This window comes from Marinomonas maritima (assembly GCF_024435075.2).
In the GTDB taxonomy this organism is placed as follows: Bacteria; Pseudomonadota; Gammaproteobacteria; order Pseudomonadales; family Marinomonadaceae; genus Marinomonas; species Marinomonas maritima.
Map to the genome: position 1 here is coordinate 74,632 of NZ_JAMZEG020000001.1, position 15,526 is coordinate 90,157.

Annotated in this window: 16 protein-coding genes; 6 read left to right on the top strand and 10 right to left on the bottom strand. The window is 42.5% G+C overall.

What is annotated here, in order from left to right:
• The first annotated feature begins 414 nt into the window (after positions 1-414).
• Positions 415-1,860 carry an EAL domain-containing protein gene (locus tag M3I01_RS00385; RefSeq protein ID WP_255893549.1) on the top strand — a complete coding sequence of 482 codons (1,446 nt, stop codon included), beginning with the start codon at positions 415-417 and terminating at the stop codon, positions 1,858-1,860.
• A 35-nt stretch (positions 1,861-1,895) separates the two neighbouring features.
• On the opposite strand, the gene M3I01_RS00390 is transcribed toward M3I01_RS00385, so the two are convergent.
• The 5 genes from M3I01_RS00390 to M3I01_RS00410 form a co-directional block, all read right to left on the bottom strand.
• On the bottom strand, positions 1,896-2,651 hold the full coding sequence (locus tag M3I01_RS00390; protein ID WP_255893550.1) for a GntR family transcriptional regulator: 756 nt from the start codon (positions 2,649-2,651) through the stop codon (positions 1,896-1,898).
• A gap of 50 nt (positions 2,652-2,701) precedes the next feature.
• The gene (locus tag M3I01_RS00395; RefSeq protein WP_255893551.1) at positions 2,702-3,817 is read right to left on the bottom strand and encodes an ABC transporter ATP-binding protein; all 1,116 of its coding nucleotides are present in this window, start codon (positions 3,815-3,817) and stop codon (positions 2,702-2,704) included.
• A gap of 32 nt (positions 3,818-3,849) precedes the next feature.
• On the bottom strand, positions 3,850-4,710 hold the full coding sequence (locus tag M3I01_RS00400) for a carbohydrate ABC transporter permease (protein ID WP_255893552.1): 861 nt from the start codon (positions 4,708-4,710) through the stop codon (positions 3,850-3,852).
• 9 nt (positions 4,711-4,719) lie between these two features.
• Positions 4,720-5,655, bottom strand: coding sequence for a carbohydrate ABC transporter permease (locus tag M3I01_RS00405; RefSeq protein WP_255893553.1), 936 nt, complete (start codon positions 5,653-5,655; stop codon positions 4,720-4,722).
• Between the two features lie 61 nt (positions 5,656-5,716).
• Positions 5,717-6,988 carry an ABC transporter substrate-binding protein gene (locus M3I01_RS00410; protein WP_255893555.1) on the bottom strand — a complete coding sequence of 424 codons (1,272 nt, stop codon included), beginning with the start codon at positions 6,986-6,988 and terminating at the stop codon, positions 5,717-5,719.
• A gap of 205 nt (positions 6,989-7,193) precedes the next feature.
• Between M3I01_RS00410 and nagB the strand changes: the two genes are divergently transcribed.
• From nagB to nagA, 3 genes are read left to right on the top strand one after another with little or no spacing between them, the layout of a single operon-like run.
• Entirely contained in the window at positions 7,194-7,994 is an 801-nt protein-coding gene (gene nagB, locus M3I01_RS00415; RefSeq protein WP_255893556.1) for a glucosamine-6-phosphate deaminase, read from the top strand.
• Entirely contained in the window at positions 7,991-8,872 is an 882-nt protein-coding gene (locus tag M3I01_RS00420; protein ID WP_255893557.1) for a BadF/BadG/BcrA/BcrD ATPase family protein, read from the top strand. Before nagB ends, M3I01_RS00420 begins: the two co-directional genes overlap by 4 nt.
• Positions 8,869-10,011 carry an N-acetylglucosamine-6-phosphate deacetylase gene (gene nagA, locus M3I01_RS00425; RefSeq protein ID WP_255893559.1) on the top strand — a complete coding sequence of 381 codons (1,143 nt, stop codon included), beginning with the start codon at positions 8,869-8,871 and terminating at the stop codon, positions 10,009-10,011. The genes M3I01_RS00420 and nagA overlap by 4 nt, the downstream gene beginning before the upstream one ends.
• 64 nt (positions 10,012-10,075) lie before the next feature.
• Here nagA and M3I01_RS00430 read toward each other — a convergent pair whose 3' ends face one another.
• Positions 10,076-10,477, bottom strand: coding sequence for a RidA family protein (locus M3I01_RS00430; protein ID WP_255893560.1), 402 nt, complete (start codon positions 10,475-10,477; stop codon positions 10,076-10,078).
• Positions 10,478-10,596: 119 nt separating this feature from the next.
• Positions 10,597-11,481, bottom strand: a complete 885-nt coding sequence (locus M3I01_RS00435; protein WP_275564853.1) for a LysR family transcriptional regulator — start codon at positions 11,479-11,481, stop codon at positions 10,597-10,599.
• 106 nt (positions 11,482-11,587) lie between these two features.
• Between M3I01_RS00435 and M3I01_RS00440 the strand changes: the two genes are divergently transcribed.
• Complete coding sequence (locus tag M3I01_RS00440) at positions 11,588-12,115, top strand: DUF7482 domain-containing protein (protein ID WP_255893563.1); 528 nt, start codon at positions 11,588-11,590, stop codon at positions 12,113-12,115.
• 9 nt (positions 12,116-12,124) lie between these two features.
• Here M3I01_RS00440 and M3I01_RS00445 read toward each other — a convergent pair whose 3' ends face one another.
• Together M3I01_RS00445 and M3I01_RS00450 are read right to left on the bottom strand one after the other, a co-directional pair.
• Positions 12,125-13,174 (bottom strand): peptidase M42, encoded by a 1,050-nt coding sequence (locus M3I01_RS00445; protein WP_255893564.1) that lies wholly within the window; start codon positions 13,172-13,174, stop codon positions 12,125-12,127.
• A gap of 80 nt (positions 13,175-13,254) precedes the next feature.
• Positions 13,255-14,280: a DUF21 domain-containing protein gene (locus M3I01_RS00450; protein WP_255893566.1), complete on the bottom strand. Its 1,026-nt coding sequence runs from the start codon at positions 14,278-14,280 to the stop codon at positions 13,255-13,257.
• A gap of 461 nt (positions 14,281-14,741) precedes the next feature.
• On the opposite strand from M3I01_RS00450, the gene M3I01_RS00455 reads away from it, so the two are divergent.
• A complete protein-coding gene (locus M3I01_RS00455) occupies positions 14,742-15,098 on the top strand; it encodes a hypothetical protein (protein ID WP_255893567.1) in 357 nt (118 codons plus the stop codon).
• Between the two features lie 88 nt (positions 15,099-15,186).
• Here M3I01_RS00455 and M3I01_RS00460 read toward each other — a convergent pair whose 3' ends face one another.
• On the bottom strand, positions 15,187-15,345 hold the full coding sequence (locus tag M3I01_RS00460; RefSeq protein ID WP_255893568.1) for a hypothetical protein: 159 nt from the start codon (positions 15,343-15,345) through the stop codon (positions 15,187-15,189).
• Positions 15,346-15,526 lie beyond the last annotated feature (181 nt).

The following is a 15,526-nucleotide window of genomic DNA, read 5'->3' on the forward strand; positions in this document are numbered from 1 at the left end:
TAAGTGCCTCATACTGAAAACTCTCATGCGATCTGGATAGTAAAGAGTGGCGTGAATAGGTTCTGTGTTCGTCCATAAAGATTATGGGCTGTATCGAAAAAAACAATATTGCGTTACCGTAAAATAAGTGATCATTTAATTGGAATAATATTATAAATCACTATCGAAATGAAAATAATTAGACGGTATATAAAAGCAAAAAAAATAGGTTCTATGTAGTAAATTGTAATTTACTACATCTGTATTTTAATACGCTGAATTTTATAAATGCTTTATTTTTCAGTGCGTTAAGAGATTTTTTTTGCTACTCTCTGAATCGTCCACAGTTTTAATTACAAATATCATGTACTTTTTTTCTAGTAACTTGCTATAAATATAGAACACAAGAGCAGGTGATATTGGATTGGATGTTTCATGACCCAAAAAACAAGGATGCTGTTAACGTTTTTTATTAATTTTTCTGTGTTGATAGTATTTACTGTCTCTGTATTTATCATGGGAAATACTTGGCAGCAAAAAAGAACGTCTGAGGCGACAGAGAAGGAGAGGCAGTTCTACTTTGTCAAAGTGGAAAGTCACCTTAACGGCGTTGTGTCTTTTATTGCTTCTATTTCAGATCTATATACAGGCGACTGTTCACGCAGCGTTGTGTTACACATGCGCAAAGAGCTTTTTAATATCCCCGGCGCCATTGAGTTTGGCGTTATACAGAAGGAGGGTGATCATGGCGTTGTCGTATGTAACTCATGGGGTGATAAAGATAGGATCAAGGTGAGAGAACCTGTCCCTCATGATGGTTTTTTAATGACTGGTCCCCATACAATTAACTCTTTAAAAATGCCTGTATTTGTCATCAAAAAGACAGTGGGCAACTTTGAATATAACGTCATTATTAAAAAGAACAGCATAGATGCATTCTTTAATAATGGCTCGGATATGATTATTTCTAATGGTGGGAACATAACGGGTGAAGGCGTATTGGATGAAAACTATCGACGCTCAGATGTCATAAATAACCTGATATATTCTGTTTCTTCTTCTTTTTCAAAAAAAGAACATAACCTATACTTCATTCCTATCGCGTTGTTTTTGTTCATTCTTGTCTATTTTCTAGTGACGCCTAAGTGGGTCAGAACGATCGATAGAATTCTCTTAAAGCGAAAAATCGAAAACCACTATTACTACAACGAATACCAACCTATTGTTGATACTAAAAACGGCCGTTTATTTTCGATTGAAGTATTTTTGAGAGGCCAAGACGAGGCAAATGCAAAAGATACGATAGCAAAAATGAAAAGCTTGGATTTAAGTATTGATCACACCATTTTTCAAATACGTCAGATTGAACAGAGTTTTTCAAAAGGGTTCATCTTACAAAATAATTTCCAAGTGAATATCTCAAGCCATCATCTTCAGAGTGCTTTTTTTGTCGAGCATATATTGCAATTAAAAGCGCTAACCTGCACCAGCTTGATTCTTGAAATGACAGAAGACGACAATTTAATGCTGCAAAAAAACATTGTCAAAGAACACATGGCACGACTAAAAGAAAAGGGCTGTCGCTTTGCTATTGACGATTTTGGAATCGAGTATTCCGGCTTGTCTTATATCTCTGAGTTTGATTTTGATATTGTAAAAACGGATAAGATCTTCATTGACGATAAAGATCAAAATACCGCGATTCTAAAATCCATCATCGCGTTTTGTAATGAACTTGATATCGACTGCATTGCAGAGGGTATTGAAACCAAAGACGACAACGAAAAAATCAACCAAATTGGTATCCACCTTCATCAAGGCTGGTATCACGGTCGTCCCGTGAGTGCTGAAAAAATCACGGCCTATACTGTACAGCTTTAGTTTATTAGTTCAGCGAGCAACGCCCTTTTCAAGTTTTAAAGCGTGTCACGAATCTCCGCCACAAAATCGTATGAGTCACCAGGGAACCATGAGCGAGTAAATTCGACGTGGGTGCCTTCGTGGTTGATGCCAGTTCGTTCAATGTATAAAGCCGCGCTGAGCTCAGGAATATCCAGCAAGTTAGCGCGTTGCTCATCAATACTAACGGCTCGAAGTCGTTGCAAAGCGCGTACGGGTCGGCAGCCTTGTAGTTCTAACAAGTCGTAGAGTGACCCCTCCATGGCGAATGGATTGAGAATATAACGACTAGGAATGGTGGCTAATTCTAATGCCATGGGTTTGCCGTCCGCATAACGTAAGCGATAAAAACGCACCACTTCTTGATCTGGCGCCAGCTTAAGCGCTTTGCACTCGTCTTCGTGAGGCATGCCTAAAGAACGGTCTAGCCACTTTGAGGTGGTGGTTTTACCGCGTGCTTCCATGACTTCAGTAAAGCTACGCAAATGGTTTAAAGGCTGTTCAACCCGTTCACTGACAAAAGTTCCCGCGCCTTGACGCTGAGTTAAGACTTCGTCTTTGATCAGCTCGTCAATGGCCCGTCGAATGGTCACACGAGAGACATCCAGATGCTTAGCAAGATCTCGTTCAGGCGGTAGAGTATCCCCGCCTGAAACGCGCTCTGCAGTTATGGCAGCCTGAATGGCTTTTTTAACTTGAATGTAGAGCGGGATGCCTTTCTCTCGTAAGGTATCAGGCGCACCAAACAGCGAATTAACCCGATTTTGACTCATTCTATTTTCCAAAGGGGCGTGCCCCATATTGTCAACGTACGCTTCTCTCATTAGGGAAGCGGCTTTGTTTCTAAGTTGGAATTTACTCGAGGTAACGCATTACCTTGATGATTAAACAGATACAGACTGTTTGGTTTTATACCAAACGTAACGTTATCGCCCGCTTGGTACTGGTTATCGCCATCTACCTTTAGCACAAACTCGCCTTCTTGTTGTATGTCTACATATAAGTAAGATTGCTCGCCAAGGTGTTCTACCAACGTAATTTTGCCTTCTAGCGTATTCTCGTCGCAGGTGACAGACATGTGTTCAGGACGAAGGCCTAATTGCACGTGAGCGCCTTTTTCCAAACTTGAGCTGTCAACAGCAGCCGAAATCATGCGGCCGGATTCTAACATGATTTGCGTACTCTCGGAGCCTACTTCCATTACTCTGGCGGATAAGAAATTCATCTTTGGTGAGCCAATAAAGCCCGCGACAAACTGCGTTTGTGGGTGATGATACAAATGCAAAGGCGAGCCGACTTGCTCTACTCGACCCTTGTTCATAACGACGATTTTGTCGCCTAATGTCATGGCTTCAACTTGATCATGGGTAACATAAACTACGGTGGCTTTTAGTTCTTGGTGAAGTTTGCCAAGCTCAACACGCGTTTGCACACGAAGCGACGCATCAAGATTAGACAGTGGTTCGTCAAACAAGAAGACTTTAGGGTCACGAACAATGGCACGACCAATCGCTACACGCTGACGTTGGCCGCCAGACAGTTCACGAGGCAAGCGATCTAATAGATGATCTATCTTCAGCTTTTTCGCCGCTTCGAGTACTTTGTTGTCCACAAATGCTTTGTCTTTACCGGCAATTTTCAGACCAAACGCCATGTTTTTAAACACATTCATGTGTGGGTACAAAGCGTAAGATTGAAACACCATGGCGATGCCACGTTTTGCCGGTGAACGACCATTGACGCGTTCGCCATCGATGTATAGATCGCCTTCCGTGATGTCTTCAAGTCCTGATAATAAGCGCAATAAAGTGGATTTACCGCACCCTGATTCGCCGATCAACACGACAAATTCGCCGTCCTTTATGTCTAGGTCGATGCCATGCAATACGTCCACATCGCCAAAACGTTTTTTAATATTATTGAGTTTTACACTTGCCATAAAATGAGTCTCCAACGGTCAATATGATGAGTTTATTTGACCGCTCCGCTGGTTAAGCCGCGGATCAGTTGTCTTGAAAAAATAGTGTATAGAATCAGTACAGGAACAATCGCTAAGGTAAGAGCAGACAGTACTGAGTTCCAGTTGGTTACGTATTGGCCAACAAATTGTTGAACACCTAGGGTAATAGTGCGCGTTTCTTCTCCCGGTGCCAGAATGAGCGGAAACCATAAATCGTTCCAAATCGGGATCATGGTAAACACCGCCACTGTTGCCATCGCAGGCTTAAGCAGTGGCAAAATAATACAGAAGAAAATCTTATATTCGCTGACTGCATCGCATCGCGCTGCTTCTGTAAGTTCCTTCGGAATCGTGCGCACAAATTCAGACAATATATACACCGCGAGAGGCAGGCCTTGTGCGATGTACACCAGCACCAGAGCCGTGAGTGTATTGGCAAGATTCAGCTCGACCATCAGACTCAGAATACTCACTGTGCCGAGTCGAATCGGAATCATGATGCCCATGGCGAATAAGAAGGTGACAATAAAATTGCCGCGAAACTTATATTCAGTTAATGCCCAAGCCGCCATAGCGCCAAGTAATAAAACCAAACTAACGGCAATCAGCGTGACCACCAAGCTGTTCCATGAGTACAAGCCAAAGTTTGATCGCAATAGCACTTCTTCAAAACCCGCTAGGGTAAAAGAGCTACTGTCGGGTAACCCTAATGGGTCCTTAAAAATGGCTTTACGTGTTTTAAACGCATTGATGATAACGACAATAATCGGGAATAAAGCGATCACGGTATAGGCCAATAAAATGGCGTGAACCGTCACGCTTTTTGATACGTTGCGCGATGAGGAAGACAAAAGATCATTGAAAATTTTCATTACTGCCTCCTAAAATTGGAATCGCTGAATGCGACGTTGGACAAAGAAAAGAAACAGCATGACACCCACTAAAATGATTAAGAACATCAGTGTGGCCACCGCGGCACCCATGCTGGCACTGCCTTGTTGAAGCTGGAAGCCAAAGAAAGTTCGATAGAAGAAAGTCCCCATCAAATCGGTGGAGAAGTTAGGCCCTGCTAAAGCGCCTTTCACGGCGTAGATCAATTCGAATGCATTGAAATTCGCAACAAACGTTAGAATCGATACCATAGCAATGGTCGGTAAAATCAATGGTAATTTGATGTACCAAAAAGTCTGCAATGGGTTTGCACCGTCGACCACACTGGCATCGACGATGTCGTCAGGAATGTTCAGCAAGGTGGCGTAAATCAGCATCATAGGAATACCAACAAACTGCCAAACAGAAATAAAGCTAAGGGTAATTAAGGCGCTGCCTTCTTTGCCCAACCAAGCATCAAAATACTGACCCAGACCAATGCTATATAGGAAGTTTTCAGAAATTCCCCAAATAGGGCTGAGAAGTAGTTGCCAAACAAAACCAATGATCACAACGGAAAGCATGGTCGGCATAAAAATAAGCGTGCGATAGGTCCCAGACAAACGTAGTTTTGGCGAACTTAACAGTACGGCAAGTAACAATCCTATTGGGTTTTGTAGCAGCATATGGATGGCAAAAAACTTAAAGTTGTTCAGCAGTGCATTCCAAAAAGCATCGGACCAATTGTCGTCTGTGACTAAGGTGATGAAGTTTTGCAATCCAACAAAGGTGCTTTCACCCTGTTGAGTGTTGAACAAGCTTAAAAAAAGTGTATCGAGTAAAGGGTAAACGCTGAACGTGACGTAAATCAGCAGCGCTGGCGCCAAAAAAATGACGAGGTGCCATGGAAAGGGCTTTTTTTCGTCTTGTTGGTTTTGTTGAGTCATAGCTCTGTCTCGAATCATGAAATGAGGGAGGGCGCATTTGCCCTCCCAGGGTTTTCTTAGCTTACTGTTGAGGAGCGTACCATTGCTCTAATCCTTTTTGTGTTTCTTGCGCGGCGGCTTCTGGTGTCATCGTACCGTTGATAACTTGAGCGCTCACATTCCAAAGTTGGTTTTCTAAGTTTGGCGTACCACGAGAAAGAATCTGGTAAGAGTTACGAATCGTTGATTCGCAATTGTCACGCCAGCTAATGAATTCCTGAGCAACAGGGTCTTTGATCGCAATTTTATGATTCGACAGTGGGAAGAAGCCTGGTACCGCATTGGCGAACAATTCTGCAAACTCTTGGCTAGCCATCCAGTTTAGTAACTCACGAGCGGCCGCTTTGTTTTTTGAATTAGCATTGATACCAATACCAATGTCTGTGTGATCACTGATGTAGCACGCGTCACCTGCTTTTGCGACTGGTGGTGGGAAAGCCCCAAATTCAAAATCGGCTTGATTATTGAATGTTTGAATGTCCCAAGAGCCAGCTGGGTAAATGGCACTACGACCCAACGTGAATAGGTTTTGAGAATCAGAGTATTTCTGTGCTTCAAAACCATGGCCAAGATACGGTTTCCATTTCGCTAACTCTTTCCATGTATCCACGTACGGTTTGTCCGTCAGCTTGGCTTTGCCATCTAGAAGTGCTTTACGACCAGTTTCACCTTTCCAATAGTTTGGACCGATGTTCTGAAAGCCCATGGTGGCGGTTTCCCACTGATCCGCTGTGCCCATAGCAAGAGGTGCGTAGCGGCTTTCGGATTTGATGGTGTCGAGTACTTTAAAAAATTCATCGCGTGTTTTTGGTGCAGAAAGGTTTAATTCTTTAAAAATTTCTTTGTTATAAATGAAGCCGTGAATAACAGACGCCATCGGTAAACAGAATTGATCCTGTCCATCGTCAGTGACCCAAGCGCTTTTTGCTACGCCAGAGAATTCGCTCAAGCCTTTTAAGTCATTCAGATTGTCCAAATAGCCATTTTGATAAAGGGTTAATGATGTATCAAAAGGGCGACAAGTAATTAGATCGCCAGCCGTACCTGCTTGAAGTTTTGCTTGTAGAGCAGAGTTGTATTGCGTTGGTGGCGTTGGTGAGAAGAAGACTTTTGTATCGGGGTGACTTTTATTGAAAGCAGGAATGATGACGTCTGACCAGATGTTTGCGTCATCACTACGCCAGCTTTCGATGCTTAAGGTTCCTGCCGCATTTACCATGCCTGCACTGCTTAAAACAACAGCAGTGGCGAGGGCACACTTGGATACGGACAAGATTGAATGAGCGTTTAGCATGGTTGTTCTCCGATTGTGTTGGTGATTTTTCTTGGTTTTTTATTATTAAATACCTTCAATTGGTATTTTTTAGGTATTGTTTGTTTTTAGAAATTAGCACCAATGTTGCACTCAAGCAAATAAATATACCAAAAAATAGAAAATATTTTGACCTTTGCATGACAAAGGTTCTATATTGGTATTGTTGTTTTTAGGGTAAATATTTATGCAAGTTATTATTCTTCCGACGCCTAATGATGTGGCTCAGTACGCTGCTAACAGTGTGATGGATGTGGTTACAGAGAATGCCAACTCGATACTTGGGCTAGCGACGGGGTCTACACCGATTGCGCTTTATGATGAATTAGTCAGCCGCTGCCGAGCGGGTTTGCTTTCTTTTAAAAATACGAAAACCTTCAATCTAGATGAATACATTGGTATTTCTGATTGTCATGAGCAAAGCTACCGCGCCTTTATGAATAGGCACTTATTTAATCTTGTCGATATTAACCCTGCCAATACGCATGTTCCTTTGGCGGACAGTTTGGATCCAGAGGTACTTGCTCGCAATGCGGAGGCGTATGAGTCAGGAATAGAGAGGTCAGGCGGCATAGATCTACAAATATTGGGTATTGGCGTGAATGGGCATATTGGCTTTAACGAACCTACTTCCAGTTTTGCATCAAGAACGCGGATTAAAACCTTGTCTAAATCGACGGTAGAAGCCAATAAACGATTTTTTGCTGAAGGTGAATTCCAGCCTCACCTAGCCATTACCATGGGTATTGGTACTATTCTAGAGAGCCGCGCTATTTTGCTGATGGCGACAGGAAAAGGCAAAGCGCAAGCGGTGAAAGATATGATAGAAGGGCCACTGACGTCCATGTGCCCAGCGTCCGTTTTGCAACAGCATAAAAAATCGATCGTGATATTAGACGAAGACGCGGCCAGTTTGCTGTCGTTAAAAGAATATTATGTATGGTGTGAAGAAAAGCGCCAGCAGTTACATGAAGGAAATTTGTTATGACAGGCCTGTATATTGGAGTCGATGGCGGTGGAACCTTTTGCCGTGCACGCCTCGTTAACGGTGAGGGGACGGTGTTAGGCGAAGCCGTCGCGGGTTCCGGTAATCCACGTATTGGTATTGAAGCCGCGTGGCAAAATATAACTAATGCCTGTTTAGAAGCGTGTCGACAAGGGAATATTGACCCTAATGATTATTCTAAAATCACGCTTGGATTGGGGCTTGCTGGGGCAAATCAACCGCTTGAGCAGGAACTGGTTATTGCTCAGTCATCCCCGTTTGGGCGTCGTTATTTATTGACCGATGCGCATTCTGCTTGTCTTGGTGCATTTGATGGGCAAGATGGCGCTTTACTTATTTTAGGTACGGGCAGCTGTGGCGTTTTTTATCAGAATGAACGGTTTCATATTGTTGGTGGCTGGGGGTTTCCGTTATCGGATCAAGGCAGTGGTGCTCGTATTGGGCTGTCTGCTTTAGAGCATTCCTTGGCAGCGCTTGATGGAATCACGCCTACATCGCCAATGACAGACAGTATTAATGCCGAGTTTTCTTTATCGCCGGAAGAATATGTATTGTTCCAAAATCGTCAGCCGTTACCAAAAGAATACGGAGCCTTTGCTATTCAAGTTTTTGAATTTGCTCAGCAAAAAGATCCTATCGCGTTGAAGATAGTTCATGAACAAGTGGTTTGGATTCGTCAATATTTAGATTGTTTGATTGCAAAAGGCGCAAAGAAAATCGTGCTCGCTGGTGGTGTATCAGACGTCATTCAGCCTTACTTACCAGAACACTATCTTGCTTATCTATGTGAATCCAAAGGTGATGCGATGGCAGGGGCAATATTGATGGCCAAAGAACAGATTGGAAGGATGGCAATATGACGACGATATTTGCGAAACGCTTATTTGATGGCGAGCAGTGGTTGAATAATCAAGAAGTAACCTTCAGTGGTAACCAAATCGCGTCAGTCATCGCCATGAAAACGCCAAGTAATGCAGATGTCGACGTTGTGGATATTCTGGCCCCAGGCTTTATTGATGTGCATGTTAATGGCGGTGGCGGCACCTTGTTTAACCATACACCGACGTTATCGGCTTTGGAAAAAATTGTTCAGAGTCATTCACAGTTCGGCACGGTTGCTATGATGCCGACACTGATTTCTGATGACTATACTATCATGTCTCAGGCGCATGACGCGGTGAATGAGGCTCTCGCTCAAAACATGGGCGGCGTATTAGGTTTGCATTATGAAGGACCTTATTTAAACCCGATTCGTAAAGGGGTGCATAATGAGTCTCAACTTCGTCAGCCAAATGAAGACATATTAGCAACGTTATTAGATGTTAGTGAACGTGGCAAACTGATGGTGACCTTAGCGCCTGAACAGGTAAGAGAAGGTTTTATTGAATGGTTAATATCAGAAAAAGCCATTGTTTGCATTGGCCATTCTGCGGCAACCTATGAACAAGCAATGGCCGCGGTTGACAGTGGCGCACGTGGTTTTACGCATTTGTTTAATGCCATGACACCACTAACAAGCCGCGAGCCCGGCGTGGTTGGTGCCGCGTTACAAACAGACAAACCAACATGGTGTGGTTTGATTGCTGATGGTCATCATGTTCATCCCGCCTCCATGCGAGTGGCGATTGCGGCAAAAGGTTGTGAGCACATTATGCTGGTGACGGATGCAATTCAAAGTGTCGGTTCAACTGAAACCGAAATGGCTTTTTTAGGCAAAAAAGTTCGTCGCAGTGAAGGTAAAGTCACCACTGAAGATGGCACCTTAGCTGGGTCTGATTTGGACATGGCAACGGCGGTTCGAAATACTATTTTTCAGACAGGTCGAACTCCAGCAGAAGCTTTGCAAATGGCGTCTTTAAGACCTGCTGAGTTTTTAGACATAGACGATCAGTTCGGTCGAATTAAGCCAGACTATCGAGCAAGCCTAGTGGCGCTTAGTGAAGACTATATGGTTAAAAAAACGTGGATTGATGGCAAAGTAGTGTGGTGTTTATTATAAAAAAATGCCCGAACCATGTTAAATGATTCGGGCATTTTTTTTGCATTTTATAGTCTCTGCTTACTTATTTAATGACCTTAGCCACGGCTTCAATTTCGATCAAGGTGTCTGGCGTAGCCAAAGAAGCGACGCCAATACCGGTTAGAGCTGGTCGCGATATGCCTAATGTAGAGGCGATGATCGGTACTATGGTTTCCATATGGTCAGCGATTTCGCCTCGCACATACACCCTAAGTTGAAGAATGTTATTCACTGAAGAATTGGCCGCTTCTAATACGGTGATGAGGTGCTTCGCCGCATTCTTTGTCTGCGTACTGATATCGTTGCCGTTTGTCTGGAAGTTTGCATCCCAATCCACCTGCCCAGAAATAAAAATCAATCCTGTGTCAGTATCGACAGTCGCTTGTGACATACCCGATGCACTGCCGTCGTATATGGATGTCGGATTAATACGTTTAATCGTCATGGTGTTGCCTCTAATCTAAAATAGTTTGGTTAAGTGACGTTAGAATAGAGTTATTGACGGTTCTTCACGATCAAGCTGACCTTGTTACAGATACAAGTCAGCTTATTATTGCCTCGCTCTCAAGAAAATCGTGTTGTCACAGTATCGAGCAGCCAGTTGACTAATGGATCATGCTTTGTGCTTGGGTGATAAGCCGCAACGACTTGATAGCCAGGTGGATATTTTTCTAATGGAATCTCAAATAACCCTTCGCAGGGCAACAGTCTGGTTGGAAGAAAGCCCACCATATCTGAGTGTTTTAAATAGTGCTTGGCGATGGCGAAAGACGGCGCAGATAGTGCAATTCGACGTGGACAACCTTGCATCTCAAACCATGCGTCCGCTGAACCGCTCAAGCTTCCTGTGCCGGGTGAAACAATGACAAAGTCGTGCTCTACTAAATTTTTTAATGGTAAAAATTTGTCATATTGAATGGCCTTATTGGCCGATACGCAGAGGTATTTTTCGGTGAATAACGGTGTGGCGATTAAACCTTCAGGAACATAGGCGCTGGTGGTGAATACGACGTCTATTGAACCTTGGTGAATTTTTTTGGTTAGGTTGGCGCTTTCAATATTGGTTACGATGACTTTAACTTTTGGCGCGTAGAGCCTGAGCGCCTTGATAAGATCTGAGACGATCACTTCTTGTGTGTAGTCTGTGGCGCAAATCACCAATGTTCTTTCTATTTCAGCAGGCTCAATGGCGTCTGGTAAAGGAATATTATTGAGGTGAATTAATACCCGCTGAATATGAGGATAAATCTCTTTGGCGTAAGGTGTTGGAATCATGCCGTGGCCGGTTCTGACAAAGAGAGAGTCTCCAAGAATGTCCCTTATTCTTTTAAGCTGAAGGCTAATTGCCTGCTGAGACACACTAAGGTGTTCGGCCGCGGCTGATATATTGCCGAGTTGATATAACGCATCCAATGTTCTGAGATGGTTAATTTCAAGCTTATCTATCATGCTTTCCCCGTTGGCAATTGGCTCTCAGTGGTAATAGGTATGATTAATAGTCGCTAAATGTTAGATTTCAATAGTCAGTTTATTTGAACGCTTTGGAGTGGAATGCATGTTACGTCGATGTTTATTAGGGTTAGCAACCGTCTTTTTTTTGGCCGCTTGTAGTAGCCACTCTATACAAAATCCGCAGGTTAAAGGCAGCACAGTGAGTTTGCCTTTGTTACATGGTTGGCATGATGATCAAGAAATTTTATACATTACCACGGACGTGTCTGATCAAGCTCTGGCAAAAGCAAAACAAGCCAATTATGCGCCTCGCTTACGTGACGCCGTACCGAACTACCCAAAGCCTCCGCAAGTCAAAACGGTGTTAGAGCGGGTGTACGCTTTTCCGAATAAAGAGCAAGCATGGAGTGTGTTTGCTTCCGTGCCTCAACCATTGGGGCATTTGAGTAAAGACACGCATTACTCGCCACTTTGGCTGATGTATGTCGTGGTTTGGAAAGATCCGAGTAAAGCACAAGAGCTGACCTCCGAAGAAGCCATATTTGTTGCAGAAGATCAGGGTTTGGTCACCATCGAACGAACCGATATTGTGCTCAATTGCCCTGTTATTCCTTTTGCGTTGGGTGCTTAGAGACTTAGATCAAATATTGGACACCACTTTGAGCATATCGATAAACGCGTCGACCGATTCTACTGACGCTGATTCGTGCATGGTGTGATAGCCGATGGTTGGTATCTGTATGGTGGTGCCATCCACTAAGCCATTGGACGCTGCAATAATACGACCCAATTCCGTACTGCCCAATGAGCTTGGCGACAAGCCTTGCTCTGCTCGCTTGGTATTTTCCTCTTCTACATAACGGTTCTTGTACAAATAGCTGATATTATTTTTCTCACACAGTGCTTCTAGTAGCTTGGTGCTGTCATGGTTGAACGTTGCGTTAGCGTCTTTTTCACGTAACACAAGGCGTTGTTTATTGGCGGCTTCAATGTTCGGAAATGGGCTGGTGTCGACCACAAACAAACGGTTTGTTGAACCACCAAAACGGCGGAACCATTCCAATAAATAACGCCAGCTTTTACCTGCTTCTTCTTGAGCGGTGAAAAAGGCGGTGCCCTTAAAACCGTGATCGAATAAATGAACCAAGGCGGCTGCTGAAATCACGTTATCGAGCTGGCCTTCCAAACGGTTGTTGACCAGATGAAGTTGATCTTTAAACGCGATTGGCGTCCCCGCGACAACGCCTTCTAAACCGTCGATTTCAAAAATCAGGTTGTTTCTAAATTCGCAAACGTAAGACTTTTTGATCACGCCTTTACCACGATAAACGCCAGACCAAGGCTCGTAGGCGTACACTTCTTCATGGTTGAAGCGTCCTGTTACTTTAGACATCAACTCTTCTGATACCGAGTTATTGAGTAAGTCGGTACGATTAGCCGAAACAAACGCCGCGTATTGGAATTCGTTCGGGCCGGTGCATACTAAACCGTGACGATCTATATGAGCTGAAAACATGGTGCTGAACGGATCGCTGCCTTGGGCAACCAACAAACCTTCGTACCAAGTGACTTTCGCCCCTCGCTCTTCTAGTTCGCGTTGCAAAACACGGAAAAACGAGTGTTCTGCTCCGACAACACTGGGTTGGCGAACAAGTAATTTGAGTAGATCGATAAAGTCATCACTAGGCATGTAAAAAGGTTCCAAAAATAGATAAGAGGCAAGTTGTGGTTATAAACCGATTTGTCTGATTTACATAATGTTTTTTTTGATTATTTCTCTACAGATGACATACCTTTCAGTAATAAACCAAAGATATCGGCACCGGTAATGATACGTTTCTCATCCCCCCAAATTAATAAAACATCGTGTTCAATGTCGCCATCGAAATTTTTATCGGTTGACGCATTCAATTTCATCTTGAGCATTGCATCATTTAAGGGAGTGGATTCGTCGGTAATAACCACAGGACGATGGCAAAAACGGTATGGATCAAAATTTTCTTTTTGGTATATAGCGGCTCTAGAAAAGCCATCCGCGTCTAATGCTAACAGAGGGTCTCCTTCAATGTTCGTTAATATAATCCAGCGATAATCGGTTTTATTGATTAATCTAAGAAAAGGATCATCAGAGCTTTGTGTTAACTCTGGAATAATAGGGAGATCCAATTTTGTCGGTAAAGCAATAATGGAATCAGGGTCGATTATTTCACCTTCTTGTATGACATGAATTTCATCAAGTGCGAAAAAATTTAATGCCCCAATGCCTTCTACTTGGTTTAAATCTGCTTCTTCCGCCGTAATATGTTGACGAATAATATTGCGGAGTTCACTTTCTTCAAGATATGTAATACCTTCCTTTCCTAACCAAGCGTCAAGGATTAGTGCGGTTGGTTTTGCAACAGGATAAAATAGAATTTGATAAAAACGAATAACAGGAGATAAAAGGCTGCCCATTTTCAATGCATTACGTGAAAAATAGGCCTGAGGTGTAATCTCACCGATAACCGTAATCGCAATAGTTGAAAATAAGAAAGCACCTAACCCCGTCAGTACTGAGTCTGATAGCATGGTCAATAAGACATTGATGCCCACATTACCCCATAAAATGGTGGCCAATAAAAAATTAGAATCGTTCCTTAGTTTTAATACTATTTTGGCTGCTTTATTTCCCTTCTTCGCCTCAACATCTAAATGCAGTCTACTGATGGAAAAAAACGCAAGATTCAGTCCCGAAAAAATAGCAGACTGTGAGATGCAAAGCGCGATGGCACACCAAGTAATAATTTCTGTTGTCATGTAATGGCCTAATAGTGCGGCTTTGAGGCCGTCTTTGAACGTTTTTTGTTAAATGTTAATAAAGATTATCTTCCCAGATATCTTTACAACAAACCAGTTTACTTTGACACTGTTTACGTTACCCTCTCTCTTTACATGAGGTCTTATGATGAAGGCGATTTTTAGAGAGTGAAAAAAACGTGTCTCAATGGCCGCTATTATGCTGTTTTCGACCTTATCTCTGTTTGTAGTAAAACCTATGGCCCTTAGCGTTTTATTTTTTTGGTTGGGTGTTTTTACTGTCATTTTTATTGCTTCAGTATGAATAATTTGAAGTGATTATTTATTAATACGTTTTTAGAAAGAATATTATTATGGAAGAAGAGCAAGCCCCATATAAAAAAGACATCAGTAAAATAAGAATAAGACAGGTTTTATTTTCTTGGTCAATCTCCTTTATTTTAATTTATGTAGGATTTTATTTGACCGAAGAAAATTTTTTACAGCTTGAATGGCTAACGCGAAGTGGTTGTTTGATCGTTTTGATCGGTGTTTGGTCAAGTATCAGTGGCATCATACAAGAAAGAGTGTTGATTGATAGATTGAATATTCAGCATAAAATTGAACTGTCTCGTGCAAAAATAAAACTGAGAAAATTTAAAGCACCGCAAGAATACATAGACAAAGAAATCGATTCGATAAAAGGAAAATTTGAAGAAAAAATGGATGAACTCACCATTAATGTCAGATTTCAGCTTGGCGTGCTCGAAGTGTCATTGTTGATGACAGGTACTTTTATATGGGGCTTTGGCGATCTATTCTTTAAAATGAATATGTAATGTTTTATACGATTCTATCGAAAACGTATAAAACAGATGATATTGAAAATATCTAATTATTGATTCATCACAACGACACGTTACGGCGTTATCTCATTAGAAAGACAAAAGCGATGCTGCCGGCCAGTCCCGTTAAAATACCAATTGGTATGTCTTCCGGTGGCATGATGATCCGAGTGATAATCACCGCTAACCAACCTTCGTACCAAGTGATTTTTGCTGCTCGCTCTTCCAGTTTGCGCCGCAATACACGGAAAAATGAATGTTCCGTACCAGCAACACTAGGGCACGAGTGAGCTGTTTGAGTAGATCGATAAAGTCATCACTAGGCATGTGAATAGGTTTCAACAATAAATAAGAGACAAATGCTGGTTATAAATCGATTCGTCTGATTTACATAATGTTTTTTTGCATTTTGAAAAAAAATT